This window comes from Acetobacter sp. DsW_063 (assembly GCF_002153745.1).
Classification (GTDB): Bacteria; Pseudomonadota; Alphaproteobacteria; order Acetobacterales; family Acetobacteraceae; genus Acetobacter.
Map to the genome: position 1 here is coordinate 1 of NZ_JOPL01000031.1, position 26,741 is coordinate 26,741.

The window sequence follows — 26,741 nt, forward strand, 5'->3', positions numbered from 1 at the left end:
GGAATCACACAGAACAGGTCAGAGCCAAGGGGCTTTTCAAACCCTCCATCTGCGTCCGGTGTCCTGAATACAGGAAAGTTGCTCCTGCGACGGGTCAGGGGGGGGGGCGAAGCCGTCTGTTTGCGCCGCGCCAAGTAAGGCAACCCCCTCGCACCGCCCAGCACCTCTTCGTGTTGAGTTCATAGTGCTTGCTGGCCCTGAGGCATCGTGACAAATCATTCGGAAGGGCCTGTAACCAGCGCCGCGCGAGGCTTAACCCTCTGGCGTCCAGGAGAGCAATGCCTCGAGCAGCCCGTTGATGGCTTCCTGCAGACGCGCGCCTTTCGTCGCATCCGCAAGCCATGGGTCATCCTCGCTGGTCAGATAGGTAGATTGCGCGATCTCCAGCTGGACCGCGTGCACGCCCGTCTCTGGCGTGCCGTAATGACGCGTTGTGTAGCCTCCACGAAACCGCCCGTTCAAAACATGCGTGTAATCGGGCGACATTCCGACCTGCCCCATCACGGCATTCGACAAGGAGGCTGCGCAGGACGCGCCGCTATTGGTGCCAACGTTCAGGTCCGGCAGCACGCCCTCGAACAGTCGTGCAACCTGCGAACGGATCGAATGTGCGTCCCACAGGATCGCCCACCCATGCTTTGCTCTCAGCCGTTTGAGTTCCGCAGTAACGGCGTCATGGTAGGGGCGCCAGTAAGCCTCCGTCCGTTGCGCGATTTCGTCCCCGCCAGGCGCCTCTCCTTCGAGATAGATCGGAGTCCCGTCGAAGGTCAGATGTGGCGCAAGGCCGGTGCTCGGTCGTCCAGGATAGAGCGCCGCATCATCGGCGCCGCGATTCAGATCGACGACATATCGCGAGTAATGGGCGGTAAGGACGCCGACCCCACGCAGCGCTGCTCCGGTGTAGAGATCCGGCATGTACCAGTCCGTGTCAGGAAGGCGCAGTCCGCGCGCCGTCATGCGGGCCTCCATGCCCGGCGCAAGGGCCGTACCTGCGTGTGGGATGGTGACCAGAACGGGGCTTGAGCCCGGCGTCAGTGTGAAGACTGGAGGCATAATCCTGTCGCTCCCGATTCTTTCATATGATATAAAATTATTTTCTCAATTTGAGTAAAGCCTGCGGCCCCTTGCGTCACTCTTCCAGCAACGCGGCGGCGGTCATGTTAAAGCGTTCCCGCGCAGCGTCCTGCAGAGGGTGGCGCCCGTCACACACCAGCCACTCTCCAGCGCACATGACATCACGGATCGGTAAGGCCGTTCCCGCGAAAATCGCGGCGTCGAGGATCGCATCTCCCGTCAGTCCGGGAAGCGACAGCCGCGCAGCGTCGAGTGTGCAGAGATCTGCTCTTGCGCCGACTGTGATTCCCCAGAGCGTATCGCCGCCCGCGAGAAGCCCGCAGGCCTGCGCGCCGCCTTGCGCCGCCGCCCGATAGAGTGCTGCGCCTGTCGAACCGACCTCGCCTTCCGGCAGGCCGAGGCAGCGCTGTCGCCGACTGAGTCTCTGTCCGTATTCGAGCAGGCGCAGTTCTTCGCCTGGGCTGATCAGCACGTTGCTGTCTGACCCCACACCCCACGCGCCCTTGCGTGTGATGTAGTCCTGAAAGGGGAAAAATCCGTCGCCCAGATTGGCTTCCGTGATCGGGCACAGTCCGGCGACGGCGCGACTGTCTGCGGCTCGCGCGGTCTCCACGGCGTCCATATGGGTTGCATGGACAAGGCACCACCGATCATCCACAGGCGCGTTGTCGAGCAGGTAGGAGACCGGGCGCGCGCCTGTCGCTGCGAGACATTCATCTACTTCACGCGTCTGCTCCGCGACGTGGATATGGACGGGGCCGCCATGGACCCGCCGTTCTGTAAGGCGCGCAGCGTCAGCGATATCGACGGCGCGCAGGGAATGCAGGCCGAGCCCGACGACAAGACGACTGTCGCCCACAGCGCCTGCCGCCCGCTCAGCAATCTCCATGATGGTCTCCGCGCTGGTCGCGAAGCGGCGCTGGTCACTCTGTAGCCCAGCCGCCCCGAAACCGGAGCGGGCGTATAGCGTGGGAAGCAGCGTCAGCCCGATCCCGACATCCCGCGCCGCAGCGATCAACTGGACGGACATCTCGGCAGGGTTCGCGTATGGCGCGCCGTCGGGCGCGTGGTGCAGGTAGTGGAATTCAGCGACCTGCGTATACCCGGCGCGAAGCATCTCGATATACAGATGTGTCGCAATGGTTCGCATGTCGTCAGGGCTGATCCGCAGCGCCAGACGATACATCAACGTGCGCCACGTCCAGAACGTATCCGCCGGATTCTGACGGCGTTCGGTCAGGCCCGCCATGGCGCGCTGGAACGCGTGAGAATGCAGGTTGGGCATCGACGGAATCGCGACATCCGCCCGCCAGTCGACGCCATCGGGTGTCGCATCAGGCGCGATATGTGCAAAACGTCCGTTTTCATCCGTCGCGATCCGCACGTTACAGCGCCATCCTTCGGGCAGGAGGGCTTGTTTCACGAATCCGATGCGGGTTTGCGTCATGCCGGTGCGTCCGCTTTTTCTGTCGTTGCGTAAACGCACCATAGCTGCTTCGATGGGGTTGTATAGACTTACCTAGAGTTTTACCGAAGACGTTCCATGCGCATGGTGTATCGCGCAAGGGCTTTGTAAACAGGATGACGACGATGTGGGACAGGCTCTGGATAGGCGTTCATCTCGCGACGCTCGACCCGACGGCGACCCAGGATGCTTATGGCTGCATACGCGACGGCGCGATTGCGTCGCGCGACGGGCGGATTATCTGGCTCGGGCGGCGACAGGACTTGCCGGATGCGCCTGAATCTCTGGCGCGTGAGGTCATCACCTGCAGCGTCGGAATTCACGCCGAAGATCTGGTCGGGGCGCGTATGCCGTGGGTGACGCCGGGCCTCATCGACGCGCACACACATCTTGTTTTTGCCGGGGATCGCAGTGCGGAGTTCGAACAACGCCTGAATGGCGTGAGCTATGAGGAAATCGCCCGGTCTGGCGGTGGCATCGCATCAACTGTGCGCGCCACGCGAACTGCGAGCGAAGAGGAGTTGCTGGAAATCGCGCTTCGCCGCACGCAGGTGATGATTGCCGCCGGAACCACGACAATTGAGATCAAGTCCGGATATGGACTGACGCTGGCGGACGAGGTCAAACAGCTGCGCGTGGCGCGCGCCGTCGGCGAAAGATTGCCGGTGCGCGTGCACACGACGTTCCTTGGCGCCCACGCCCTGCCGCCGGAATTCGCCGGACGACAGGACGACTACGTCACGCATCTGGTTGAAGATATGCTGCCCGAAATCGCGCGGCTCGGCCTCGCGGACAGCGTGGACGCATTCTGCGAGAGCATCGCCTTCACAGCGCCGCAAGTGGATCGACTGTTCGCCGCTGCGCGCGAACTTGGCTTGCCGGTCCGGCTGCATGCCGATCAATTGTCCGATGGCGGCGGAGCGTCGCTGGCTGCGAAGTATCGGGCGCTCTCGGCCGACCATGTTGAATATGTGGGAGAAGAGGGCGCCGCCGCATTGGCGGAGGCAGGCACGGTCGCCATGCTGCTGCCCGGCGCGTTCTATTTCATCCGTGAAACGCAGGCGCCGCCTGTCGATCTTTTCCGGCGTTGCGGCGTGCCGATGGGGCTGGCTACAGATTGCAACCCCGGCACGTCGCCATTATCCAGCCTGACGGCGACGATGAATCTCGCCTCCGTGCTGTTCAGGTTGACGCCGGAGGAGGCTCTGAAAGCCGTGACCCGGATCGCCGCGCAGGCGCTCGGCATGTGCGGCGATATCGGCGTTCTTTCTACAGGCAGTTTTGCAGACTTCGTGCTCTGGGACGTGACCGGTCCACATGAACTGTCCTACTGGATCGGTGGCGTGACCCCGATCGCACGCGTTTTTGGAGGCGTTCCCGATGGCGTCTGATACGGACACCCTTCCGCGCCGTACCGTGTCGCCGGACCTGACGGCTGCGCGCCCTGCTTCCCGCTACGAGCAGGTGAAACACTACATCACCGAGCGGATCGCCTCGGGCGAGTGGGGCGTCGGTTCGCGTCTGCCATCTGAAAATGAACTGGTGGAAACGCTCGGCGTCTCCCGGATGACCGTGCATCGCGCTCTGCGCGAACTCATGGGCGAGGGGATCGTCACGCGCGCCCAGGGCGTGGGCACGTTTGTCGCCCGACCGGCGCCAAGGGCTGAGGTGCTCGAGCTTCGTGACATCGCCGACGATATTCAGGCGGGTGGGGGACGGCACCGATCACGCGTCGTATTGCTGGAGACGATCCGCGCTGATGGGCATCTCGCCCTCGCTTTTGACCAGCGGCCGGGCGTCAAGCTGTTCCACTCGGTGCTGATCCATTACGAGGACGACACGCCCCTGCAGATTGAGGAGCGTTTTGTGTCTCCGCATTTTGCGCCGGACTATCTCGATCAGGATTTCGCCACGACCCATCCTCATCGGTATCTGTTTCAGATCTCGCCTCCGCACGAGGTCGAGCACGTCATCTTCGCCGTGACGCCGGAAGCGGATCAGCAAGCCCTCCTTGAACTCGACGGCCCAGAAGCGTGCCTGCAACTGGTGCGCCGAACCTGGGTCGATGGACGCGTGGTGATGCGTGGCGTGTTCACGTATCCTGGCAGCCGCTACAGTTTTGGCGGACGACGGCAGACCTGATCCGCAACGTCGTCATCAGGCAATCAGGGAGATTCCAGCGTATGAGTCTTGAGTCCGTTCGCGCCTTCTTCGCCGAACACGCGCCCGACATCGCGCCCGTCGTGATGGAGGCGAGCACGGCGACCGTGTCGGAGGCCGCGCAGACGCTCGGCGTGGAAGACGGGCAGATCGCCAAGACGCTGGCGATAAAGGTCGGCGACGAACGCCTGCTTGTCGTTATGGCGGGCACGGGCCGTCTGGACAATCGCAAGACCAAGGCCGCGTTCGGTGACCGTCCTCGCATGCTTCCGCCCGATGAGGTGCTTGAATTGACCAGTCACCCTGTTGGCGGCGTCTGCCCTTTTGGTCTGCCGCAACCCTTGCGCGTATGCTGCGATATTTCGTTGCGTCGGTATGCCGAGGTCTGGCCGGCGGCGGGTTCAACCACCAGTTCGGTCTGCCTGACGCCTGAACGCCTGGCTGAATTGGTGAACGGAGAATGGGTCGATGTGTGTCAGGCTGTCGCTGACGCGTGATCAAAGATATTTCACGTAATAATATTACGCAGTGTAAAATGGAGGTCGGGCGTCGAGCGGGTCGGACGTAGATACAGCGAACGACTCCAATCTTCTGGCGGAAAAATCTGGAGGCAGAGATATTCCTGTTTATTTCCAAAGGGAAAACGAACGAAATTCATATCTGAAATAATATAATGTGATTCCGTTCTGCCTGCGCAGAAAGTATTCATTTTCTAAAAATGCATTCCTCGCGGCGTTCAGCGTCGCCTTGCTTCCCGTTTGCCCGATACCAAACGGAGCAATCCGACGCCCTCTCCGTCAAGAACTGCCCGCCCGGAGTTGGTTACATGTTGGCTCAAGGATGTGCTGGCGGCGCTCTTCATACAAATTGATTTATTGGCCGTCTCAGCAGGAGCAAAGCTCATTCGTTCCAAATCCGCAGTATCAAATTACGGCTCTAAACATTTAAGCTGCGACAGCAGTTGCATCCGCTTCCACGCTGACCATTACGCGCGCATCCGCCGACCGGATAACCATAGCCTGTGTCGTCGGTAATTCGATCATCCGTTCGGGACGGCCAGCCATGAAACGGTCAACAGCGTTCCGGACACCCGGAATGATTGAGTAATCGTGCGTGATAAGTATGCCCCCCGGAAGCATGCGCGGATAAAAAAACTCCAGACCAGCAAAGGTCGCGCCTTCAAGGTCAACATCCAGATGCACAAAAGAGAATCGCAAATTTTCCAAGCCTGCCGTGCTGGCTGGAAACACGCCCTGATGAAAATGAACGCCCTTGTATCCCTTCAACACATTCTGGACTTCGGCCAGAGTTCCTCGAAATTCACCTTTTCGGAAAGTGCCCAGTTCTGCACCGGAAGGTTTTGGGAGACCTGAGAAAGTGTCGAACAGATGCAGGGGCGTGGTCCCTTTCACGGAACACAGCAGACGCGCCGAGCAACCTTTGTAGACCCCGAATTCTGCGAACGCGCCACCATGCTCCGCCTGCGCCTGCGCCAACGCATGCAACATAAAGGATTCATCGCCGCTGAGCAGGGAGTCCGCCTTCCTGCGGCACGACTCTATGGTGTCGATGACCTGTTTCGATTTATGGCCGCGCAACAAGGTGAGTTGAAGACGCGTCTGAATGTCGGATGACAGGAAACGAAGAACTTTGTTGCGACTTACAATCCGTCTAAGCCGTTCGTTTCGCATCCACATCCGCGTCTTCCCCCTTATCTGACTCAGGCCATGCGCCCCGCTTCGCTTCCTGCCGGTCGAGACAACAGACGTTCGATAACATCGGTCAAAAGACTGCGCCCTTCGACCAGATCAGCTACCGCTTCAATCACCGGAACCGCCACGTCATGCCGCTTCGCAAGAGCCAGAAGGGCGCCGGAGGTGGCCACGCCTTCCGCCACGCCTGCTGGTGAATTCAAAGATTCTGCAAGCGTCATGCCTTTACCCAACGCGGAGCCAACACGAAAGTTGCGGGAGGCGCCCCCGGTGCAGGTGAGCAGCAGGTCGCCCACGCCTGCAAGACCCGCCAGCGTCTCTGGGCGTCCGCCCAATGCGGCGGCCAGACGCCCGATTTCGGCCAATCCGCGCGTCACCAGCGCCGCGCGCGCATTTTCGCCCAGACCTGCGCCAATCGCCGCCCCGGCTGCTATCGCGATCACGTTCTTCGCGGCGCCACCAAGCTGCACCCCGACAATGTCGTCGCTGTCATAGAGACGAAACCGAGGCGTCGTCAGCAGATCGCCGAGAGCGCGAGCAAGACTCGCCTTCCGTGCTGCGATCACCGCCGCCGCAGGCAAACATGCCGCGATTTCATGCGCAAAATTCGGTCCGGACAACACTGCGCCGGAAACGCCGGGGAGCGCCTCTTCTAGAATCTGAAGAGGAAATCGTAATGTTCCAGGTTCGACGCCCTTGCAGCACAGGACGACCGGCGCGCCGCTGTTCAGACCGCCCAACACGGCCGGCAGATGCTGCATCGGAACCGCCAGCAGCACCATGTCGGCGCGCTCCGGCATCCGTCCGCTCACCGACACCGTGTCGGGCAGCGGATATCCCGGCAAACGCGGCATGGCCCCATTCGCCAGACGCGCCGACGGGTCGCGCGCCCAGAGATGCACCTGCGCGCCCGCTCGCGCGGCCTGCAAAGCCAGCGCCAGCCCCCACGACCCGGCGCCGATCACAGCGATATGCTTCATTCCGGCGCGACCCATTCAACCTTCGCCTGCGTCTCTCCGCCACCCAGATGGCGGCAAAGCGGCTCAAGCATACTGCGCGCTTCCTCATCGAACTGATAGGGCGGCTGCACCACCAGAAGCCCACACCCGTTGAGATGCGAAGGGTCCAGCGGCGGGCGCAGGGTAAATTCAACGTTCAATACGTCGCGCAGCCCCGCATCCCGGATCGTATCCAGAAACGCCCGTACAGGCCCGCCATGCTTGATCGGATACCACGCGGCCACCATGCCGGTGGAAAAGCGTGCGCGCGCCTGCGCCACCGCTTGCGCCAGCCGTGCGAACTCGTCGGTCCGTTCGAACGGCGGGTCGATCAGCGTCAACCCGCGCCTGGCCTGCCTTGGCGGCAACAGGGCACCGATCGCCTCATACCCGTCGCGATGATGAACCGACACGTTCGGCTTGTTTCGAAACAGGCGTCGCAACACCGCCTGATCTTCCGGATGCAGTTCGCAGCAGACAAGTTCGTCCTGCGGGCGGAGCAGGCGCGCAACCAGTTCCGGCGAGCCCGGATAATGAAACGCGCCATCCTCCGGCCTCAAACTGGCCCGCACCATATCCAGCCAGGGGCGCAGCGGCGTCAGTTCCGACGCGTCCTCTGGAATGGCCAGCAGACGCCCGATCCCATCCCGCCATTCGCCCGTGGCCTCCGCCTGAACGCCAGCAAGATCGTACCCGCCAATCCCTGCGTGGGTGTCCAGAACCGCAAATGGCGTATCCTTGCGGGTCAGCGCGCCAATCAGCGCGGCCAGCAGGGCGTGCTTCATGCAGTCGGCGAAGTTGCCAGCGTGGTAAGCGTGTCTATAATTCACTGAGAAATCACCATAACCTGTTGTTTTAACATGATATTTTCAGGGCTCTTCTCGGCTTGACTTACCCGCATACCTACCGCATACCTCGTAAAACGCGTTTCGCACTTCTCAATGAAATCAAACACTTAGGAATTTGCGAATTTTCGCATCCGCATACTTCCCGCATACCTTTGAGCCACCAAAACGCTGACCCGCATACCTTAGAGACGAGCCGATGTCTGAGCCACCATTCACTTTGTTCAAACAACCCAAATCGGCAAATTTTTACGTTCGATTTTATACGCTCGGACGCGAAATCAGGCGGTCATTGGGGACTTCGGACGAACGGGACGCATTGAAACGCGCGCACCTCGAATACGGGAGATATGTCGCACGGGCCGAAATGGGTCTGGATGGCCGCGATCCCACGATCAATTCGTTGATCCCGCGATATGAGCGATATCTCGACGGTAAGGTTGAACGACGCCGAATGACCGCGCTGAGAGCCAAACAGCACAAACGGGTGGTTCAGCTTTATCTCGCTCAATTTTGCGGTGACAAACCTGTCTCGTATCTGTCGGCGAAAACCATCGACGATTTTATGAACTGGCGCATGACGTACTGGACTAGCGGGCCGGGAACGCAAATCACCAAACAAACCATTCTTCGGTGCGGGAAACCCGTAACTCGCCGCATCAATCCGAAAATCAAAACGATTCCTGCCGCCACCACTCAACAAATGGAGCAATCTGGTCTGTATATTTTCCTCAACTGGCTGCATGACGAGAAATTGATCGCAGACCGGATTCAATTCCGATATGCCGATAAACAACACGTGGCCAGACCAGCATTCAGCACCGACGAATTGAAGTCGTTTTTTCACGCCATCGGTCTCAGGCAAATCAGCGCATCAACAGCAGATGCTGATTACCGATCATCCTACAAATGGAAAATGTTTTTCGATTATTGCATGTTCATGCTGGAAACCGGACTGCGCCCCACGGAAGCCCGAACGCTCAAATGGAAGCACATTATCGGATTCGATTACGAGACCGTTATGCCGCAAATGATATCGATACGAGTTCAGGGAAAAGGAAAACACAGGACGACAATACCGCTGCCACAGGTCGCGATTACATTGGCTGGTGTATGGACCAATTTCAAATTCATGCACAACACTGCGCCTGATCCAGAGGATTACATTTTCGCCAATTCAAAGAGAAAAATCACCGAAGATATGGATCGATTTATGAATGTGATCCTGAAAGATTCCGCACTTGAACGTGATTATCTCGGGACGAAACGCACAACGTACTCATTCAGACATACTCACATCACGGAGCAAATTGTTGATCGTGTTGATTATTACAGCCTTGCGAAAAACTTGGGGACTTCAGTCGATATGATCAGAAAACACTACGATCACAGCACGATTGAACAGCACCGGGAGGCGCTTATCCCCAAGAAATGGCGGGATTATTCTCAGAATTCTTGACCCGCATTGGTTGGAATTCAGCGCACAACACGTCTCGCATCACGGATCAATTGCGCGAAATTATTATGCGTTGAACCGTGTAATACGTCAGCAAGGGCCTTTTCCAAAATCTGATCGTCAACGCCATTCGGAAATCGCCCATTGGTGGCCTTGACCAACGTACACGCGAACTTGGCGGCATATGCGCCTTTGCTTGCTTGTGTGCTGATTTCATCGGCCAATTTGCGACATTTGCCCAAAGGGCTGAACAGGTTCTGATCGGTCAATCCGTTCCAATACGGTGAGCCGTGGCTTTTGACGATTTTGCCGTGTGCACGTTTGGCGTTGGCTGACTGCTTCATACGTGCCGCTAAAATCGCCTTGGCTCGCTGCCGACTGGCCTGTGCGATTATTCCGGTGGGATCATACGCACCTCGGTTGTTGACGTGCCTATGGACGCATTTGTGGCCCGTTTGTGTGTTGGTGGCCGGAATGTAAAATTTGCGAGCGATATTGGAACATGCCGCGTCCAGTTTCAGCTTGCCCGACCACATGTTTTGCACGGCGTCGAATAATAACTTATTCTGGTCGTTGTCGTTGATCGGCGTTGTCAGTGGAATAACGGCACGCGCTTTGTCCTTGCTGCCGGGGACGTATGACATGGTTGTGTGGATGAAATAATCGCAATCGAGTTCGTCCAATGCCGCCTGCACGTTTGTCCATGTGTTGCCGTCGTCGTCAAAATCCATCCCGAACAGGCACGTTGGTTTGGCTAACGCGTTCACCGGATGAAACGTGCTGGTCTGCGCGTCCCACGTGAATGAACAGGGCAGCCACAATGGGCCGCCCTTTCCCGGAAACTCGCGTTTTTCAGCTTGTTCCGTCATGAACTGCGCGAACTCGTTGAACGAATCACATGGCACGTTTTTGCACTCGTACGCATCCACGGCTGCAATAATCGAAAAATTGAACAGACTCATCATGCGGCCTCCACGTCGAACTGATCGGCGTTTATGTGGCACCTGCGGCGGTCATGCGTTTCCGTGTCTTCGTCCAACCGCATGTCATTTCGTATTTCCAGAACGTTTTCGTGTTTCAACCAGATGCGATCCGATGCGAAGCCGAAAAATGAACTGGCTTCATACATTTCAGATTTGATTTGGCGAGCATTCGGTTTCTCATGGCCGTTGCGCTCACACCAACTCTGATACTGCTCAAAGAACTGGGTTTTCTTTATATTATATCTGTAAAATGACCCACGAACGAATTTCTCCGTTAATAAATCGGATAACTTTTCCTCAGCCAGAAAATCATGAATTAATGACTTGGCGTCATTCGTCAATTGGTCAGACACCTCCGTTCTGTGCCATGTGTTGATCAGCTCTTCGTCAATCCACATGTAATGGATAAACTTCGCCAGCAATCTGCACATGTTCTCATCGTCAATATCACGTGTGTATTTTACGGTATTCGTTCTTTGCGTATCGGCTAATCCGATCAGCGGATCGTTGAATGTACGAATGAATACCGTGCGGCGTTCCGTGTCGTCAGTTTTGTACGGACTCAGCAAATTTGAGAATATCCAATAATTGGACAGGTTGCGCGCCGTTTTTTGGTCAACGCCCTTTTGCTCAAACGAGACGTATTCATCAATCGACACCTTTTTGATCAGTTCATTCAGACCACCGGTTCGGTCCAAGACCTCGTTCAGCACCACCAACGACGAACCAACAGACCAACTGTTGAACTTGCCTTCGATGTTCTGTGGTTTGGCGACATTGGTCTCGCCCAGCAAACGACGCATGTAATTTTCCAACAGGTTCTTACCCATGCCACCCGGTCTTCCAACTAACGCCATATTGGTTTTCAAATTCGATCCGGGACGCATGTAATTCTGAGCGATCTGGTGCATGATGAAACGGAATTCGAACTCCTGTTCGTTCTTCTCGTCGTGCAATATGTCCATCAATTCATCGAATGTCTTTTCGCCGCGTTTGTTCGCCAAATTGATCCTGATGATTTTGTTGATGAACTCGGCGATTGTGTCCTGCTCATCCTGTTTCCACGGCTGATCATCGTCGGCGATTTTGATTCCGGTATCGCGCCATGTGTTGCGGAATAATTTGCCGTCCTCCATGAATGACTGCGGCCCCATCGGGAAATATCCGTCGCCCGCACATGTCTCGTGGAATTGTGATTGTGCAAAAACCCACGTCACGAAATCTTCGTCGATCAACTCGTCATTGAGATCATGCACGATGACCTTGGCTGCAGCTGCGGGTTTTTTGAAATACGACCATGTGTGTGAATCCGCACGCCATACGGTCACGCCGTCTCGTTCTGTTTCAGGAATTGCCACCTTGAGGACATTTCGCGTGGCCTCTTCGAACAGCTCCAATTCAACGGGATCAGTGATCACACTGGGTACCTTGATATGGACCGGTCTGCCCTTGGCGTCGGTTGTGGTGCTGCTCGTGTGTGTCGTGAATTGAGAAATCTTCACCTTGTGGAACGTTGGTGCGGAACAATGCGTTGCACCGGCTGTGCGCTCTTTGAAAACTAATGTGTACATATTGCTAATCTCAAAATATGGCGATGGAAACAATCAGCCGTTCGCCAACAAAAAACGGGGCCATCCCGACCAAGAGACAACCCCGCGAATCCGCAATATGTACGTGTATTTATACACACATAATTCTGGCAATGCAACCAGAAAATCCACATATTGGGGACGGGATCGGTGTTTTACTTGGTCGCCGATCATCTATACATTATATTTAACATATTGTTGTGATTATGCAACTATTTCATGTCGTGAGTCCCCTGTTCCCGGTTGTGATCATATGCGTTTGCCGTTGTTCCCGTGCGTGTTCCCAATGTTCCCATGTTGTTCCCAATCTGTACCCAGAAAAATTGGCTGATTTCCGCCATGTTCCCAATGTTCCCAGGTTTTTATATATATAATAACAAACAAACACACATACGTATATACGTGGTATACACATGGCAAAACCTGGGAACATTGGGAACATGGCGGTTTTCTGCGGTTTTTTCTGGGTACAACATGGGAACAAACCGGGAACAACCACATGTGTATCGCCCCCGCTCATTCAATCAAACACACGACACGTCTCCATATACGTCGACCATACCCGGTCTGAAATGCGTGGGAGTGACGGACACAAGCGCGCCCACGCCAAACTCGCACCACGGCTGATTTCAGAAACCAATTTTCCCCATGCACGCCTCAATTAATTTCAAACTACTTGGGGCGGCGGGCATGGCTCAAACAGCACAGCGAGACGGATCGGGTCAATAAAAAAAACGCACCGAATTAGTTTTTTGTTTATATGTTGGTCGTCTTTCGAAATTCGAAAAGTCAATACCGACCGGCAAAAACCGACGCGACTAAATTAATTGGCAATGAAATCAACGCGTTGCCCCATTTGGTACATTTTTCCCGTCGCGTAATTTCCGATGGGGGCTGCGCTTGAGTCGAAAACACTTTTCAAAATTTACCCCCCTTATACACTGGGAAATTCCATTTACTTCTACTAATGCCCGATGGAAATCCAATTTACTTGCGCTTGTCGTTTTCCACAGCCGACTGGAATTTTCAATTTACTTCTGACCATCCGTCATTGGAAATTCCATCCACTTCTGACCATTCTCGTGTTGTCGGCGTTGGCTACTTCTGGTTTTCACTCACCGGCGACAACACGCGAGTGATCAGACGTACGCACAATGCACTATCGCTGACGGTTGTTGGTGTGTGAGCGATATCCGCGCCTGATCTGTTCCATTTGACCATGCCCAAACGCGACACCGATCAGTCAGCCCGAATGTGTTTCATTTGAATCGGAATTTGACTTATGAGACACATTCTCATATATCTCCTAAAATCAAATGATACAGATCGGATGCACAATGATCATCGGATACGCCCGTACCAGCACCACCGATCAAACGCACGGATTGGCGGCGCAACAGACCACATTGTCGGATTATGGATGCGAACGGGTTTTCAGCGAACAGGTCAGCGCCAAATCAACCGCACGTCCTGAACTCGCCAATGTGCTTGATTACATTAGGGACGGCGACGTGCTGGTCGTTACTAAACCTGATCGTCTGGCGCGCTCAACCGCTGATCTGTTGGACATTGTGCGCGGCATCGAGGCGAAAAACGCGTCGTTAGTAATTTTGTCGATGGGCGGTCAGGTGCTGGACACGTCAAACCCCACATCGAAAATGATGCTGACAATGTTGGCCGCCGTGGCTGAATTCGAACGCGATCTGATGCTGGAACGTCAGCGTGAGGGAATTGCACAGGCCAAATCAGCGGGAAAATATCAGGGCCGCCCACCGATGGCTGACGAACAACGCGACGCGATCCTGACAATGTTGGACAACGGCACGTCACCCACGGAAACCGCCCGAAAATTGGGAATCAGCCGTGCGACCGTGTATCGCATTGAAGCAGTTCACAAGAGACGTTGCGAAGGATCCGGTTTACAGAAACATTAATTCGAAAGAGGTTTATCAATATATTTTTCGGAGTCTATCAACATTGACAATAATTGATCGAGTCTTCGACGTTGATCTGCGTCATTTGCTCTAGTTAATTTTAAAATAATTTCTCTTTTCAACCTTTGAATATCAAACATTACTGAATCTATCATAGATTTCGTCGTAATCCCCGCAAATAATTTTTTTTGAATTTTCGAAACCTCAATATCCAAATTTTCGATCGAAATATCAGAAATTGAGTGATCATCATATGTTGGTGGTGGTGTAAAAATTCCACGTTTCTTATCATTTAACAACTTACTTAATGTTATTTTGATACTATCCAGTTCGCGGAGAAGTATCTCATTCGTAAAATTCTGCTTATTATCTACGCTCATCGGAGATATTTTTGCTGGGCTGGCGATTTGTATGAATTTAATAATGGAGTTTATATTTGCGTCTGCTGTATCAGGATTCATTGTGGAGTGGATAAATTTTGTAATTTCTGATTGTGTGTTTAGCACATCACGATATCCGAGATGCCTCGAGTAGGTAATGTATCGTATGGTAGCTATATCAAAAATGTCCGCAGTTTCATTATCCTTAATAATTACCACGGGCTTGTCGAATGCTTGTCGAATGCCTAGTTCAAATAAAACATTTGGATTTCTTCCACTGACGTCGCAAATAGCCAGTGGGCATTCAACGATTTTTTTTATGATATCGGCATGTATAATATTTGTTGTTTTTGATTCATCAGCTCGAATCGGTTTGTACCCTGCCGCTTCTACAGCTGGTACGATAATATCTTTATAGACGTGCGTGAAATGATCATTGGGGTATGGTGGCATGTCAGCAATGGGCATTATTACGAAGCAATTTTTGTCTGAATCCGCGCTCACTGCTTTTTTCACCGTCATATCCACCACCCCGAACTCAATCAATTCTAAGCCATCGAACACTTCGTGTCATTTTTTTTCACATTGCCCGCATACCTACGCGCGTGTCCGAATTTTATATGAATGAATTCAATATCTTACGCACGATGACGATACGGTAAGCGTGTCTGTAGTTCACTGAGAAATCACCATAACATTTTGTTTTAATTTAAATTTACCGTGGGTGTCGTCAAGTTGATTAACCCGCATACTACACAAAACTAACTTTCCAGTCGTCAATGAAATCAATCGCTTAAGATTTTACAATTTTTTGCATCCGCATACTGCCCGCATACCCAGATGTGCTCCCTCCACTGCCCCATGATCGAGAACTCACGTGCGCTTGCCCCTGCGACTCTTGGGGTTCTACAAATGCACCAAAGTTCTGAGGTCACCGATTGTCGTTCACGACGCTTGAAAAATGAGGTTGAATTTCATGGTTCTTTCTCCAAGGCTTCGCCTTCTGAACGGCGTCGAAATGCCCCAGTTCGGTCTGGGAACCTGGCCGATGGACGACGCGCAGGTCGCCGGCGCCGTCAGCCACGCGATTGACGCCGGCTATCGTCTTTTCGACACGGCTGAGAATTACCGCAACGAAACAGGCGTTGGAGAGGGCGTTCGGCGCAGTTCCGCATCGCGCGCCGAAATCTTCATCACCACCAAATTCAACAAGGAGTGGCACAGCCGCGACGGCGTACGGACGGCGTGCGAAGCAAGCCTGCGTCGTCTTGGGATGGACTACGTCGATTTGCTGCTGATCCACTGGCCCAACCCGGCGCAGGACCTCTATGTCGAGGCGTTCGAGGGTATGACCCGCCTGCTTGAGGCCGGGATGACCCGTTCGATCGGCGTTTCGAACTTCAAGTCGGCTCATCTGGCGAAACTCTTCGACGCAGGCTTTGTGCCGCACGTCAACCAGATCCAGCTCGATCCGTATTTGCGCAGGGACGATCTTGTCACCATCCATCGCGAAAAAGGCATCGTTACGGAAACGTGGAGTCCGCTGGGCCGCAATGGCGAGATCATGCATGATCCGGTCATCGGAGAAATCGCCGCCCGGATGGGCAAGACGGTCGGGCAGGTGATCCTGCGCTGGCACCTGCAGAGCGGCTTCGCCACGACGCCAAAATCCGCCGACCCTGCACGGCAGAAGGAAAATCTGGGTTGTGTTGCCTTCGAGATTTCCAATGACGATATGGCGCGCATCGACAGCCTTGGGGGTACGGACATGCTGCCCGTCGATGCAGATAAATCGGGACATTAGAGCGACAGGGGGCCGTACAAGTGAACTAACGGTTGCGGTAAACGTCGCGACGTCAGTATTAAAATTTTCTATGATATTTACTTGTTGTTTTTATATTATTCCGGTTCGGCGTGACCGCGTGGCGGTCTCCCGGGGACGAATGGTCGCCAGAGCGGGCGTCCGGCGTATCGCGTCGGCCTGACGTTTCCGCGCGATGCGTCACTATAGACGTGCAATGAAGAAAAACCAAAATCAGGACGCAGCGTGTCCCTGCGTGTAGCTCCTGTGATATCGGCCGCCGAGATCCGTAAGCAACTCATAGCCGATCGTGCCCGCCGCTGCCGCAGCTTCGTCCAGCGAGATATGCGGGCCGATCAGATCGAACGGAGTACCCGCTGGCACAAGCAAGCAGCCCAGGTCCGTAATGTCTACGGCGAGGGAGTCCATAGACACCCGGCCAATGATCGGCAAATGCGTCTCAGGATGCGACGGCAGGACGGCGCGCCCGCGATTGGAGGCCGCGCGGTGGAAGCCGTCGCCGTAACCTATGCCGAGCAGCGCTACCCGCGTCGGGCGTGCTGCGGTAAACAGCCCGCCATAACCGACAGTTTGCCCCGTTGGGATGTCGCGCGTCTGAATCACTCGCGCCTGCAACCGCACGACGGGCCGCATGGGGTTCGGCCGTCCCGGCGTCGGGTTGACGCCATAAAGCGCCGCTCCCGGACGGACGATGTCAAAATGCCATTCAGGGCCGAGAAAAATCCCTGAAGACGCCGCAAGGCTGCGGGGCAGGGTAGGAAACAGCGCTGTCAAACGCAGGAAGGCCGCCAACTGCGCGGCGTTCGCCGGATGCTGCGGCTCGTCAGCGCACGCCAGATGGCTCATGACGAAAAGCGGTTTGACTCCCGCCAGCATGCCTGGATCATTCGCAATGGTCGTGACGATTTCGGCGGTTAACCCAAAGCGCGCCATGCCGGAATCGATCTGAATCACGGCGGGCAACATGCGCCCCAGACTGGCGGCGAGCGCCCGCCATTCGGCGAGCTGCTCCACGCTGTTCAGCACCGGCGTCAGCCCGGCCTCCAGAAGATCGCGCGACGTGCCCGGCGGGGGGCCGTGCAACACGAAAATCGGGATGTCCCGGCTGATCACCGGGCGCAGAGCCACGCCCTCCGACAGGTGCGCGACGAAGAAACGGCGGCAACCGGCCTTCTCCAGTGTCGGCCCGACAGTCAACGCGCCCAGGCCATACGCGTCGGCCTTGATCGCCGCGCCGCACTCTCCGCCCACGACGCTTTGCAGTGTCCTATAGTTTGCGGCGATCGCCGCCAGATCGATCGTCAGGGCGCCGCCTGCCCATTGCGCAGCGATGTCCATTTCAGAAAGTCCTCGATACATGCGGGGTTTTGCTCCAGAGAATGGAGAGCATGAAGGCCTCTGCGCTTGTTCCGGGCGCCCGCTCAGGTAGCGCCCGCGTGTCCCGGTGAATCAGTATAAGGCGGCGACCCGCCCGCGCCACCCTCTCGTTACGAATTCGGAACGCCTTTGCTTGTCGAATATTCGAAATGCAGCGCCTGATCGGGGTGGACGATCGGATGAATCGCATGCGCTGCCATCGCACCCTCGCTGAAACCCTGCAGGATGAGCTTCAGCTTGCCCGGATACGTCGCGACGTCGCCGATGGCGAACACGCCGGCCAGACTTGTCTCGCATGTCGAGGGCGTAACCGGAATCGTAGAGCGGATCTGGTCCATGCCCCATTGCGCGACCGGGCCAAGGTCGGTCGCCAGTCCAAAGAACGCCAGCAGATGATCGGCTTCAAGACGACGGCTTTCACCGTCCAGCGTCACCAGCTCCACTTCCCGCAACGCGCCGTTTTCGCCGTGCAGGGCCTTGAGCTGGAACGGAGTGACCTTTTCGATCTCGCCGCGCTCCACGGCCTCGTCGAGCTGCCGCAGGCTTTCCGGCGCCGCGCGAAACTTGTCGCGGCGATGCACCAGATAGATCTTGCGCGCCAGCTCCTTTAACGAGAGCGCCCAGTCGAGGGCGGAGTCGCCCCCGCCTGCGATGACCAGTGTTTTCCCCTCGAAGTCCGCGCGACGACGGACATAATACTGCACCGAGCCTGTGTCTTCATAGGCTTCAAGCCCGTCCAGCGGCGGTCGGTTCGGGCCGAACGCTCCGGCTCCGGCCGCGATGATCACGGCCTTCGCGTGGATGACGTCGCCCTTGTCCGTGCCAAGGATGAACGCCCCGCGCTGACCTTTCAGGGTTTCGACGCGACGACCGAGCATCCGGGGGATGTTGAACGGCTCGATCTGGCGGGCGAGGGATTCGATCAGCGCAGCCCCTTCGATCGCCGGATGGGCGGGAATGTCGTAGATCGGCTTTTCGGGATAAAGCGCGGCGCACTGACCGCCGATATCGGCGAGGGCGTCGACAAGCACGCAGTCGAGCTTGAGCATCGCGCACTCGAACGCGGCGAACAGACCCGTAGGCCCGGCTCCGATGATGGCGACATCCGTCGTGATCGTCCCGTCTGTCATGTGTCGTCTCTCTCCTGCCGTGAGCGGGGGGCGGCCTCAGCGCAAGGTCAGCATAACCGTAGCGTCTGATTGTCGTGTCTGGCGAAGTCGTTGTGCGTCAGAGCGGAGGCGAACGCAACGCGGTCGTTCAGCCGTTACCGGCTGGTCCAGCCGCCGGTCGCGCGGAGGCGGCGGCTTTCGCGCCGCCGGGGACCGTTGCAGCCGGATCGTCAACCCGGTTCCACCAGCCGCCGCCGAGAGACTGGAACAGCCCCACCGTATCCGACAGCCGCGCCGCGCGGGCCTGAATCAGGGTCAGCATGGTTTGTAGGCGCGCCTCTTGCACGTTCAGCAGAGCGACCTGACTGACGTCGCCGAGGCGAAGCTGCGCCTGCATGATCTGGGCGCTTCTGTCCGACTCATGTTCGGCTGCAGCCGACTGAATCAGCGCGTCCGCGTCGGTGTGGACGGCGCTGAGGCTGTCGGCGACGTCCTGCACGGCGGAAACGATCGTCGCCCGATACTGGGCGGCGGCTTCCTCGTACCGTTTGCGCGCAGCCTGCTCCTGATGCTGAAGCTGGAACCCGTCGAAGATCGGCTGGGTCAGCATCGCGCCCAGTGTCCATTGACCGTATCCGGGCGTCGCCATCTGGGCGATCGTCGCGGCCGCGAAGCCGGGGTCGAAGCCGAGCTGTATATTCGGCAGACGGTTGGCGATGGCGACGCCGACCTGCGCACAGGCGGCGTGGAAATAGGCTTCCGAGGTGCGGATATCCGGCCGCTGGGAGATGAGCCGCGCAGGCACGCTGACTGGCAAAACCTCAGGCAGTACGAACCGATCCAGCTCGAACTGCGGCGTCGGCGCGTCCGGCATGTCGTTGGACAGCGCCGCGATCTCGTCATGCAGCGTCGCCAGAGTCTGGCGCAGGGGCGGTAGCGTCGCGCGCGTCTGGGCCAACAGGGTGCGCTGCATCGCAACTTCGGCGCCCGACATCGCGCCAAGAGCCTTCTCCGCCAGAGAGGCTTTCAGGGTGCGCTCCTGATCCGCGATCAGCGTCTCGGTCGTCTCGATCTGGGCGCGCGTCATGGCGTAGGAAACGGCCGCGTCCACGGTGGAGCTGGTGAGGGTCAACCACGCAGCTTCGAGCTGGTTGCGCTGCGCTTCACGTTCCGCCGCCGCTGACTCGATCTGACGGCGCACCCCGCCCCAGATATCCGGAGAGTAGGAGATGTTCAGCTGCGCTGTGTGGATTGTGTACAGCCAGGAATTTGCGATCGGCACGTTGGAGTACGCCCGCGACGTCTTGAAGCGCGCCGGGTTGTAGAAACCGCTGACCGAAGGATACAGCGCGCTCTCGGTCGCTTTCTTGTCCTGTTGCGCGGCCTGAAGCGCGAGCTTCGCGGCTTCGAGCGTCGGGCTTCGCGCCAGCACGCGTTTCAGAAGCTGATCGAGCTCCGGATAGTGGAACAGCGTCCACCAGTCCGCCGGGATGTCCTTGCCCATGGCCAAAAGCTGTGGCGCGTCCTGATTTGACGGCAGACCTTTCTTCGCTTCGCTGCCCGACGTGCGCGCCAGACCTCCCGGTCCGTAAGTGGTCGTCGGCGCGTCAGGGCGGTGGAAGTCCGGCCCAACGGCGCATCCGGCAAGCGCGATCAGGGCGACGGCTCCGAGAAGTCTCCTCATGCCGGAGACCCGCCGGTTTCGCCCGCATGCGATGCGGCCCGTTGTCGGTCCTCCCGACGTTTCGCCCAGGCTTCGATCCGCGCGTAGTACGTCGGCAGGATGAACAGCGTCAGGAAGGTGGCGATGCCCAGACCGCCCACCACCACGGTGGCGAGGCCGCGTTGCACGTCGGTGCCGATGCCTGTCGCGATGGCGGCGGGCAACATGCCGACGCTTGCGACTGTCGCCGTCATGAGCACCGGACGGAAGCGCTCTCCGGCGCCCTCAAGGACTGCTGCGCGCAACTCCATGCCGTTGGCCCGGTGGCGGTTGATGTTCGAAACCATGATGATGCCGTTTTGAACCGCGACGCCGAACAGGGCGATGAAGCCGACGGCGGTCGCGACGTTCAGCGTTTCGCCGCGCAGATGCAGCGCCACCAGCCCGCCAAGCGTCGCCAGCGGCACGACGCCGAGGACGAGCGCCGCCTGACGGAAAATACGGAACTCCCCGAATAGCAGCACCAGCATGACGGCGAACATGATCGCCAGAGCGACCGTCAGGCGTGCCTGCGCGTGCTGCTGCTCCTGAAACGTGCCTGCCCATTCCAACCGGTATCGCGCCGTATCGAAGTGAACGTCGCGGTTGATGCGGGCCTGCGCGTCCGTCAGGTATTGCGACAGCGCGCGGTCGCCGTTGTTGACGCGGATGGTGATCTGGCGGTGATTGTTCTCATGCGAGATGTTGCTCTCGCCGGTTTCCAGTGTGATCTTTGCAAGTTCGTTGAGCGAAATTTGGCTGCCGGACGCCGTGGTGAACGGCATCCGCCCCAGCGTCTGCAGATTGGCGGCGTCCGCCTGTGGAATGCGCACCGTCATGTTGTAACTGCGGTCGCCGACGTAAAGCTGGGCAACGGCGGCGTCGCCGATGCCGTTCTGCACCACGTTCATCACGTCGGATCCAGCGACGCCGTAACGCGCGACGGCCATGCGATCGACGGAGATGTTCATCTCCGGAATTTCGGGCTCCTGAAAGATCGAGGCGTCGCGGGTGCCGGGCACGGTCCAGAGAATGCGCACGACTTCGTTGCCGATGCGGCGCAGTTCACGGAAATCCTGACCATAGATACGCAGCACGAGCGGAGAGTGTGCGCCGCCGACCAGATCGTTCATGTTGTCTTCGATCGGTTGGCTGATCCCAAAGCTGATGCCCGGAATCTGGCGTAACTTCGCAGCAAATTTTTTCTCGAACTGCTTTTTCGTCTCTCCATGCGGCCAGGTGCTGTAGGGCTTCAGGCCGACGGGCATTTCGATATGCGACGGCGTCCAGGGATCGGTGCCTGAATCGTTACGTCCGAGCTGCGTGATGGCGAAGGAAATTTCCGGAAATTCGTCTGCCGCGTGGCGGATATCGCTGGCCATGGCGCTGGCCTTGTCGAGCGAAATGCCGGAGGGGAGCTGAATCTGAAGCCACAGCGCCCCCTCGTCCAGCTCCGGCAGGAATTCACGCCCGACTGAGGCCCCCAATACGACGACCAAAGCGAAGGCAGCGACGCCTGCGATATAGGCGACCTGCGGTCGGTCGACGATATGGCCGAGCCAGCGAACATAGGTCCGATGCAGCCACTCCAGCGGCTTGTTGTGGAACAGGCGGTGGGGCTTGCGCATCGCCAGCCACGCCAGCGCGGGCGTCAGCATGGTTGCGCTCAGCAACGCACCGAACAGGGCGAAGCTGACCGTGAAGGCCATTGGGCGAAAGAGTTTTCCTTCCGCAGCCTGAAAGGCGAAGAGCGGGCTGTAGGCGACGATGATGATCAGCGTCGAGAACATGATCGATCGGCCGATATGACCCGTGGTTTCGAGCACCTGACTCATTTCGACCACGTCGTTCGGTCGCTCTTCGCGAATGCGCAGGATCGCCTCGGTCACCACGATGGCCCCGTCGACGACGACGCCAAAATCTATGGCGCCAAGGGAGAACAGGTTCGCGGGCATGCCGAGCATGTCCATGACCACGAACACGAACGCCAGGGCGAGAGGGATGGTGATAGCCGCGACAAGCGCGCTTCTCGGGCTGCCCAGAAAAAGCACGAGGACGATCAGAACGAGGCCGACGCCCTTGAAAACGGTGTCCATCACCTTGTCTGTAGTGGCGCGGACAAGCACGTCGCGGTCGATATAAGGTACGATCCTTACGCCCATTGGCGTAAGCTGCTGCTGCAGACTGTCGATCTGGGCATGAACGTTTTTCAGGATGAGCGACGCGTTCTGGCCGCTGAGCATCGTGATGATGCCCTCAATCGTGTCGGGATTGGAGTCCTTGCCGAGAATGCCCTCCCGCACCTGGTGGCCAAGCTGCATCTGACCGAGATTGCGCAAGAACACAGGAATGCCGTTGCGCTGGGCGACCGAGATTTCGCCCATTTCGTCCAGCGTGCGCACCAGTCCGCTGCCGCGTACGACGTAAGACTGGTCACCGCGCGTCACACGCCCACCGCCAGCGTTGCCGTTGTTGTTGCGGATTGCGGTCAGGACGTCATTGAGTCCGATACCGTAGTAATGAAGCGATCCGGGATTCAGGACCAACTGGTATTCTTTGGTGAAACCGCCGAAATTGGTCACCGAGGCGATGCCGGGGATTTGGGTCAGCGCCGGGATGACGATCCATTTCTGGATGTCGGACAGTTGCATAAGATTGGCGCGATCCGACACCAGCGTATAGCGAAGAATCTCCCCTGACGGTCCGGTGACCGGGCCAAGGCCCGGCGTTGCGCCATAAGGCACGGTCACCTGGGCCAACTGTTCGGTCACGCGTTGGCGCGCGAAATAGACGTCCGTGCCGTCCTTGAAGATCAGCGTGATCAGCGAGAGGCCGAACGTGCTGCTGGATCGGGAGTCGATCAGACCCGGAGTGCTTGCGAGCTGGCGTTCCAGCGGCGTCGTGATCTGCTGCTCGACTTCTTCGGCGGCGAGGCCAGAAACCTGCGTCGTGACCTGCACGGTCACGGCGCCCAGATCCGGATAAGCCTCGATCGCGATGCTTCGCCAGGCCAGAACGCCCCAGATTGCGAGAGCTATTGCCGCGGCGAAAACCAGGCGTCTGTTGCGAAGACAGCCTGCAATGACCCGATCAATCATCATTCAGCAGGATCGCGCCAACGGTGACGACGGAATCGCTGGGCGACAGGCCGGAGGTAACGCGGCACTGGTCCCCTTCGTCATAGACGATCTCGACCGCGCGCCGTTCGAACACATGGGGGGCCACGCGGACGAAGACCGTCACCTTGTCATTGTTCATCAACAGCGCCGATTGCGGCACCGAGATCGTCGGCGGTTGCGGCTCCATGACTGTAATCGCTGCGTACATGTTCGGGCGCAGCGCCCCGTCCACGTTTGGCAGGATGGAGCGAACGCGCAGCACCGCCATGTTCGGCTGAACGATCGGGTCGATGGCTGAGACCGTCGAGTGCAGGATGACGTTCGGAAAAGCGGACGGCGCGACGTTGACCTGCTGCCCGACCGTGACGCCGCGGATATCGCGTTCGGGCACGTCGGCGATAGCCCATAATTCTTCCGAATTGGCCATGACGATCAGCGGCTGCGTGATATCGACGACGTTCATGCCAGCGGTCGCGTTGACCGCGCTCACGTCGCCTTCGATCGGCGCCTTGAGGGTTATGATTCCGTCGGCGCCGGATGCGGATTGCAGCGCGCTCAATCTGGCCTGCGCGCGGTCCTCCTCGGCCTGCGCCTGCAGCAGGTTGCTGCGGGCGTTTTCGAGATCTTTCTGGGCGCCGCCGCCTGCGGCCAGAACGCCCTGGGCGCGGGTGAATGCGCGTTGCGCGAACTCCAGACCCGCACGGGCCTTCGCCTCGTCGCTGGTCGCCTGCGCGGCGTCGCCGGAGATGACGCGCGCCAAAATCTGCCCGGCCTGCACATGATCGCCCGGATTCACCGTGACTTCCTGAATCAGGCCGGTGACGGGCGAAAAAACCGTGACGCTACGGGACGGTTCGGCGACGATCTGACCCGGCGTCCGGACCCCGCGATTCCAGATGCTCGCCGTCACCGGGGTCACGACAAGCGTTTTGTCGAGGGCGGAGTCAGCCTCGACCACCACTTGCCCTCGGGCGTTGCGGTGCGCCGGATTGTTCTCTGCGTTGGCCTGGCTCGCAAACCCGGAGCATGAAAGCATCGCAGCCGCCGCGACAGCGTAACGTCCGGATGTCTTGGGACGATGCATCCCGGTAACAGGAGCGGCGGCGCCCAATGGACCGAGGCGGCCAACGATTGGCAGGTTCATACTGGATAAGGCGCCCGTTCCCGAATTGCGGCTGGTCTGGAATGACATGCGTCGCAGACTGAATGAAGGTGCAATCATACGACGACATCACGGGTAAAATGTGGCGGGCGACGCTGACGCCGCCACCGGGCGTCGTCGTTGTACTGATCGCCGGACGCCGTCTCTAAATAGCCTTTTGAGGCTGCGCTCGGGCAGCCAAGCACCTAACTGAGTCCGGGGCGCTCCGCAATGGGCGGGCGATGCGCCTGGAGAGGTGAAATGAAGCTCCACAAGGCCCAGTGGAGGATCCTGAGGCAGTTTGCGCCGATTTGTTCGGCTTTACACGCTGAAAGGCGGCGATCAGCGTGATTTACAAAAAGATCTTATGAAATCAAAGGCCTTTGTGAAATTTTTATTTCCGCCGCGACGTGCCGTGTGTTCGTTCGGGATTGGTGGTTTGGGAGATAGACATATGTTGCAATAATTTTGACGTGAACGAGAAATATTTATCGCTGTCAGCCGAGGCTCCTGTCGGCGCGCCATGCCGCGAACTGTGATCGGTCCCGCGAATTGCGCCGGTGGACAATGCCGGAAAACGGGTGAATGACACATATTCCCTTTCGCCCCCTACGGTCCGTGATGTTCTCCGCCAAATCAGCCCAACACCTGCTCGCAGGGGCTCCGCCGCCACTTCCACTGATCGTGTTACTTGGCACCATCACCGCGATCGGTCCTCTTTCAACCGACATGTACCTTCCGGCATTTCCCACGCTGGACAAGGAGCTGGAGGGCGGTGGGCCGGGTTCCGCGCAGTTCACGCTTGCGACGTGGTTCGCGGGTCTTGCCGTGGGACAGTTCTCATGCGGGCCGCTGTCGGATCGGTTCGGGCGGCGCGCGCCGTTGATCGCGGGATTGCTGGTCTTCACGCTGGCCTCCATCGGCTGCGCCACGACATCCGATTTTCATGCGTTCTGCCTGTTTCGCTTTCTGGCGGCCCTCGGCGGAGCGGTCGGCGCCGTCGTGCCGCGAGCATTCGTGCGCGACATCGCGACCGGCCGGGACGGCGCGCGCATCATGACGCAGCTTACTCTGGTGTTCGGCGCGATGCCGATCCTCGCACCGTCGCTGGGCGGCGCGGTCCTCACCTTTGGGTCTTGGCGCTGGATCTTCTGGATCGCGGTCCTTTACGGGATTGCGGGCATCCTCGCCGTCTATCTGATGTTGCCCGATACCTTGCCGCTGTCGCGTCGCGTTCCCCTGCACCCTGCTGCGATCCTGAACCGCTATATCAACCTTCTGGGCGAGCCGAATTTTGTGCTCAACGCGATCATCGCAAGTGCGGGCACCTTCGTCACATTCGCCTATCTGGGCGGAGCTCCCGTGGTGTTCGAACACCTGATCGGCTTCACGCCGATGCAGTTCGCGCTGTTTTTTGGCGTGAACGCCGCCACATTCATTCTGTGCAACCAGATCAGCGGCAAACTCGTGCAGCGCGTTCCAGTCGAAACTCTGATGCAGAGAGGCGTCGCCGCCTGCGCGTCCGCTGCGGCCCTGTTCCTTCTGCTGACCGTGCTGCACGTCGCCACCCCCGGCCATCCGGCGCTCGTCGCCGTGCTGATCATGATGACGACCGGAACTCTGGGTTTCGTCGGCGCGAACGCTACCGTATTGGCGTTCCACCATCACGGGGCGCAGGCCGGAAGCGCTTCCGCGTTGCTGGGAACGATGCAGTTCAGCATCGGCGCGATCAGCGGCGTTCTGATGGGATACATGCCAACGAGTTCCATCATCCCGATGGCGTTCGTCATGAGCATTGGCGCGTTGATGATGGTCGTGGCCGACGTTCTTCGCAAACGACTGTGCGCTCCGGTGACAGCCTAAACCTGCCGCGTC

The 26,741-nt window shown here is 58.1% G+C and carries 20 protein-coding genes; 7 read left to right on the forward strand and 13 right to left on the reverse strand.

Annotated elements, in window-relative coordinates:
- Positions 1-252 precede the first annotated feature (252 nt).
- Positions 253-1,053: an N-formylglutamate deformylase gene (gene hutG / locus HK28_RS06360; protein ID WP_086643774.1), complete on the reverse strand. Its 801-nt coding sequence runs from the start codon at positions 1,051-1,053 to the stop codon at positions 253-255.
- A gap of 76 nt (positions 1,054-1,129) precedes the next feature.
- Positions 1,130-2,521 (reverse strand): formimidoylglutamate deiminase, encoded by a 1,392-nt coding sequence (locus HK28_RS06365; RefSeq protein WP_086643803.1) that lies wholly within the window; start codon positions 2,519-2,521, stop codon positions 1,130-1,132.
- Positions 2,522-2,664: 143 nt separating this feature from the next.
- Here HK28_RS06365 and hutI point away from each other — a divergent pair, with 143 nt between their 5' ends.
- From hutI to HK28_RS06380, 3 genes are read left to right on the forward strand one after another with little or no spacing between them, the layout of a single operon-like run.
- Positions 2,665-3,930: an imidazolonepropionase gene (gene hutI / locus HK28_RS06370; RefSeq protein ID WP_086643775.1), complete on the forward strand. Its 1,266-nt coding sequence runs from the start codon at positions 2,665-2,667 to the stop codon at positions 3,928-3,930.
- Positions 3,920-4,681: a histidine utilization repressor gene (gene hutC, locus HK28_RS06375; protein ID WP_086643776.1), complete on the forward strand. Its 762-nt coding sequence runs from the start codon at positions 3,920-3,922 to the stop codon at positions 4,679-4,681. Before hutI ends, hutC begins: the two co-directional genes overlap by 11 nt.
- Positions 4,682-4,722: 41 nt before the next feature.
- Positions 4,723-5,196, forward strand: coding sequence for a YbaK/EbsC family protein (locus HK28_RS06380; protein ID WP_086643777.1), 474 nt, complete (start codon positions 4,723-4,725; stop codon positions 5,194-5,196).
- 447 nt (positions 5,197-5,643) lie between these two features.
- Here HK28_RS06380 and HK28_RS06385 read toward each other — a convergent pair whose 3' ends face one another.
- From HK28_RS06385 to HK28_RS06395, 3 genes are read right to left on the reverse strand one after another with little or no spacing between them, the layout of a single operon-like run.
- Positions 5,644-6,396 carry a TylF/MycF/NovP-related O-methyltransferase gene (locus tag HK28_RS06385; RefSeq protein WP_086643778.1) on the reverse strand — a complete coding sequence of 251 codons (753 nt, stop codon included), beginning with the start codon at positions 6,394-6,396 and terminating at the stop codon, positions 5,644-5,646.
- A 23-nt stretch (positions 6,397-6,419) separates the two neighbouring features.
- Entirely contained in the window at positions 6,420-7,391 is a 972-nt protein-coding gene (locus tag HK28_RS06390) for an NAD(P)H-dependent glycerol-3-phosphate dehydrogenase (protein WP_086643804.1), read from the reverse strand.
- Complete coding sequence (locus HK28_RS06395; RefSeq protein ID WP_086643779.1) at positions 7,388-8,239, reverse strand: 23S rRNA (adenine(2030)-N(6))-methyltransferase RlmJ; 852 nt, start codon at positions 8,237-8,239, stop codon at positions 7,388-7,390. Before HK28_RS06395 ends, HK28_RS06390 begins: the two co-directional genes overlap by 4 nt.
- Positions 8,240-8,453: 214 nt before the next feature.
- Here HK28_RS06395 and HK28_RS06400 point away from each other — a divergent pair, with 214 nt between their 5' ends.
- On the forward strand, positions 8,454-9,713 hold the full coding sequence (locus HK28_RS06400) for a tyrosine-type recombinase/integrase (RefSeq protein ID WP_086643780.1): 1,260 nt from the start codon (positions 8,454-8,456) through the stop codon (positions 9,711-9,713).
- A 17-nt stretch (positions 9,714-9,730) separates the two neighbouring features.
- On the opposite strand, the gene HK28_RS06405 is transcribed toward HK28_RS06400, so the two are convergent.
- Positions 9,731-10,675: a hypothetical protein gene (locus HK28_RS06405; protein ID WP_143217337.1), complete on the reverse strand. Its 945-nt coding sequence runs from the start codon at positions 10,673-10,675 to the stop codon at positions 9,731-9,733.
- On the reverse strand, positions 10,672-12,111 hold the full coding sequence (locus HK28_RS06410; RefSeq protein WP_086643782.1) for a primase-helicase family protein: 1,440 nt from the start codon (positions 12,109-12,111) through the stop codon (positions 10,672-10,674). Before HK28_RS06410 ends, HK28_RS06405 begins: the two co-directional genes overlap by 4 nt.
- Before the next feature lie 1,508 nt (positions 12,112-13,619).
- Between HK28_RS06410 and HK28_RS06415 the strand changes: the two genes are divergently transcribed.
- Entirely contained in the window at positions 13,620-14,216 is a 597-nt protein-coding gene (locus tag HK28_RS06415; RefSeq protein ID WP_086643805.1) for a recombinase family protein, read from the forward strand.
- On the opposite strand, the gene HK28_RS06420 is transcribed toward HK28_RS06415, so the two are convergent.
- Positions 14,213-15,160, reverse strand: coding sequence for a hypothetical protein (locus HK28_RS06420; RefSeq protein WP_086643783.1), 948 nt, complete (start codon positions 15,158-15,160; stop codon positions 14,213-14,215). The genes HK28_RS06415 and HK28_RS06420 overlap by 4 nt on opposite strands.
- A 412-nt stretch (positions 15,161-15,572) precedes the next feature.
- Between HK28_RS06420 and HK28_RS06425 the strand changes: the two genes are divergently transcribed.
- Positions 15,573-16,400, forward strand: coding sequence for an aldo/keto reductase (locus HK28_RS06425; protein ID WP_086643784.1), 828 nt, complete (start codon positions 15,573-15,575; stop codon positions 16,398-16,400).
- Between the two features lie 231 nt (positions 16,401-16,631).
- Here the strand turns inward: HK28_RS06425 and alr are convergent, their stop codons facing one another.
- The 5 genes from alr to HK28_RS06450 form a co-directional block, all read right to left on the reverse strand.
- Positions 16,632-17,756, reverse strand: a complete 1,125-nt coding sequence (gene alr, locus HK28_RS06430; protein WP_086643806.1) for an alanine racemase — start codon at positions 17,754-17,756, stop codon at positions 16,632-16,634.
- A 149-nt stretch (positions 17,757-17,905) separates the two neighbouring features.
- Positions 17,906-18,925 (reverse strand): NAD(P)/FAD-dependent oxidoreductase, encoded by a 1,020-nt coding sequence (locus HK28_RS06435; RefSeq protein WP_086643785.1) that lies wholly within the window; start codon positions 18,923-18,925, stop codon positions 17,906-17,908.
- 127 nt (positions 18,926-19,052) lie between these two features.
- On the reverse strand, positions 19,053-20,588 hold the full coding sequence (locus tag HK28_RS06440) for an efflux transporter outer membrane subunit (RefSeq protein WP_086643786.1): 1,536 nt from the start codon (positions 20,586-20,588) through the stop codon (positions 19,053-19,055).
- Positions 20,585-23,704: an efflux RND transporter permease subunit gene (locus tag HK28_RS06445; protein ID WP_086643807.1), complete on the reverse strand. Its 3,120-nt coding sequence runs from the start codon at positions 23,702-23,704 to the stop codon at positions 20,585-20,587. The genes HK28_RS06440 and HK28_RS06445 overlap by 4 nt, the downstream gene beginning before the upstream one ends.
- Positions 23,697-24,869 carry an efflux RND transporter periplasmic adaptor subunit gene (locus HK28_RS06450; protein ID WP_158093410.1) on the reverse strand — a complete coding sequence of 391 codons (1,173 nt, stop codon included), beginning with the start codon at positions 24,867-24,869 and terminating at the stop codon, positions 23,697-23,699. The genes HK28_RS06445 and HK28_RS06450 overlap by 8 nt, the downstream gene beginning before the upstream one ends.
- Positions 24,870-25,487: 618 nt before the next feature.
- On the opposite strand from HK28_RS06450, the gene HK28_RS06455 reads away from it, so the two are divergent.
- The gene (locus HK28_RS06455) at positions 25,488-26,729 is read left to right on the forward strand and encodes a multidrug effflux MFS transporter (protein ID WP_086643788.1); all 1,242 of its coding nucleotides are present in this window, start codon (positions 25,488-25,490) and stop codon (positions 26,727-26,729) included.
- Positions 26,730-26,741 lie beyond the last annotated feature (12 nt).

What these genes read in the sequence shown, in the direction of transcription:
- hutG (WP_086643774.1), bottom strand. Translation starts at nt 1,053, where the DNA reads ATGCCTCCAGTCTTCACACTGACGCCGGGCTCAAGCCCCGTTCTGGTC.
- HK28_RS06365 (WP_086643803.1), bottom strand. Translation starts at nt 2,521, where the DNA reads ATGACGCAAACCCGCATCGGATTCGTGAAACAAGCCCTCCTGCCCGAA.
- hutI (WP_086643775.1), top strand. Translation starts at nt 2,665, where the DNA reads ATGTGGGACAGGCTCTGGATAGGCGTTCATCTCGCGACGCTCGACCCG.
- hutC (WP_086643776.1), top strand. Translation starts at nt 3,920, where the DNA reads ATGGCGTCTGATACGGACACCCTTCCGCGCCGTACCGTGTCGCCGGAC.
- HK28_RS06380 (WP_086643777.1), top strand. Translation starts at nt 4,723, where the DNA reads ATGAGTCTTGAGTCCGTTCGCGCCTTCTTCGCCGAACACGCGCCCGAC.
- HK28_RS06385 (WP_086643778.1), bottom strand. Translation starts at nt 6,396, where the DNA reads ATGTGGATGCGAAACGAACGGCTTAGACGGATTGTAAGTCGCAACAAA.
- HK28_RS06390 (WP_086643804.1), bottom strand. Translation starts at nt 7,391, where the DNA reads ATGAAGCATATCGCTGTGATCGGCGCCGGGTCGTGGGGGCTGGCGCTG.
- HK28_RS06400 (WP_086643780.1), top strand. Translation starts at nt 8,454, where the DNA reads ATGTCTGAGCCACCATTCACTTTGTTCAAACAACCCAAATCGGCAAAT.
- HK28_RS06405 (WP_143217337.1), bottom strand. Translation starts at nt 10,675, where the DNA reads ATGATGAGTCTGTTCAATTTTTCGATTATTGCAGCCGTGGATGCGTAC.
- HK28_RS06415 (WP_086643805.1), top strand. Translation starts at nt 13,620, where the DNA reads ATGATCATCGGATACGCCCGTACCAGCACCACCGATCAAACGCACGGA.
- HK28_RS06425 (WP_086643784.1), top strand. Translation starts at nt 15,573, where the DNA reads ATGGTTCTTTCTCCAAGGCTTCGCCTTCTGAACGGCGTCGAAATGCCC.
- alr (WP_086643806.1), bottom strand. Translation starts at nt 17,756, where the DNA reads ATGGACATCGCTGCGCAATGGGCAGGCGGCGCCCTGACGATCGATCTG.
- HK28_RS06435 (WP_086643785.1), bottom strand. Translation starts at nt 18,925, where the DNA reads ATGACAGACGGGACGATCACGACGGATGTCGCCATCATCGGAGCCGGG.
- HK28_RS06440 (WP_086643786.1), bottom strand. Translation starts at nt 20,588, where the DNA reads ATGAGGAGACTTCTCGGAGCCGTCGCCCTGATCGCGCTTGCCGGATGC.
- HK28_RS06445 (WP_086643807.1), bottom strand. Translation starts at nt 23,704, where the DNA reads ATGATTGATCGGGTCATTGCAGGCTGTCTTCGCAACAGACGCCTGGTT.
- HK28_RS06450 (WP_158093410.1), bottom strand. Translation starts at nt 24,869, where the DNA reads ATGAACCTGCCAATCGTTGGCCGCCTCGGTCCATTGGGCGCCGCCGCT.
- HK28_RS06455 (WP_086643788.1), top strand. Translation starts at nt 25,488, where the DNA reads ATGTTCTCCGCCAAATCAGCCCAACACCTGCTCGCAGGGGCTCCGCCG.